1 protein-coding gene and 1 tRNA gene are annotated in these 1384 nt (G+C 51.7%); both read left to right on the top strand.

Going from position 1 to position 1384, the window contains the following annotated elements:
- The first annotated feature begins 19 nt into the window (after positions 1 to 19).
- Positions 20 to 105: transfer RNA gene (locus tag ACR0P9_RS12630), tRNA-Leu, on the top strand.
- A gap of 67 nt (positions 106 to 172) precedes the next feature.
- Positions 173 to 1375, top strand: a complete 1203-nt coding sequence (locus ACR0P9_RS12625) for an RtcB family protein (RefSeq protein WP_432620682.1) — start codon at positions 173 to 175, stop codon at positions 1373 to 1375.
- The last annotated feature ends 9 nt before the right edge of the window (positions 1376 to 1384 follow it).

The raw sequence follows: 1384 nt of genomic DNA, 5'->3' as shown, positions 1-1384 counted from the left end.
ACAAAAGAAGAGACGCCATGCAGATGTGGCGGAATGGCAGACGCGCTAGCTTCAGGTGCTAGTGTTCGCAAGGACGTGAGGGTTCAAGTCCCTCCATCTGCACCAAAGACCTTAACGAAAGTTAAGGTCTTTTTGCTATATCCGGAAATTGACGCGATAGGAGGGGTAAAATATGATTGCCATTCGAGGAACGTACAACACGGCAAAGTGCTTTTGCAAGACATTAGAGCCGCAGGCGCGGCAGCAGATTCAACAGGTCTGTGACCAGCGAGCATTTGCGGATTCCAAAATTCGCATCATGCCGGATGTACACGCCGGTGTGGGATGCACGATTGGAACGACGATGACGCTGACGGATAAGGTTGTGCCCGGCATGGTCGGCGTGGACATTGGCTGCGGCATGGAAACCGTTCAGCTCAAAGAAACGCAGATTGATTTTGACGAGCTGGATCGCGTCATTCGCACGTACATTCCGTCGGGCCATGCGATCCATGCGCATCCGCATCCGCTGGCAAAGGACATCGACCTGAGAGAGCTGCGCTGTGCCGGACATGTGGACATCAAGCGCGCGCAATGCAGCATCGGCACGCTGGGCGGCGGCAATCATTTTATCGAGATAGACCGCGGAGAAGACGGACATCTATATCTGGTGGTGCATTCGGGCAGTCGGCATCTTGGCGTGGAGACAGCGAGTTTCTATCAAAAAGCGGGCTGGAAGGCATTGCAGCAGGGATATAGACCGCTGGTGCAGGAAGCGATGCAGCAGCTCAAAGCGCAGGGACGCGAACAGGAAATCGCGCGCATGACGGCGAAAATCAAACGAGAATATGCGCCGGATGTTCCGAAAGAGCTGGCGTATGTGTCCGGAAAACTGTTTGCGGAGTATATCCATGATATGAAGCTGGTACAGCGGTTTGCGGTACGCAATCGGCAGGCAATGGTACAGAGTATCTTGCAAAATATGCGATTAACCTGTTTAGATGCCTTTTCAACGATTCACAATTATATTGATACCGATGCAATGATTTTGCGCAAGGGAAGCGTCTCTGCCAAATTAGGAGAAACGCTGCTCATTCCGATCAACATGCGGGATGGCAGCCTGATTTGTGTGGGAAAAGGCAACGAAGATTGGAATCAATCGGCACCGCACGGCGCCGGTCGTCTGATGAGTCGCACCGATGCCAAGAATACCTTGACATTGGAACAATTTCAGCAATCTATGCGCGGCATTTATACCACCTGCGTGCAGCAAGGCACGCTGGATGAATCGCCAATGGCATATAAAACGATGAACGAAATTGTGGAACAAATTGCGCCGACAGCGGACATTGTACAGCGCATTCGGCCGGTATATAATTTCAAAGCGGCAGAATGATGAATGTTT

The organism is Butyricicoccus sp., assembly GCF_050872565.1.
GTDB lineage: Bacteria > Bacillota > Clostridia > Oscillospirales > Butyricicoccaceae > Butyricicoccus_A.
Note: the sequence above shows the minus strand (reverse complement) of the source record. Positions and strands in the feature narration are given on the sequence as shown.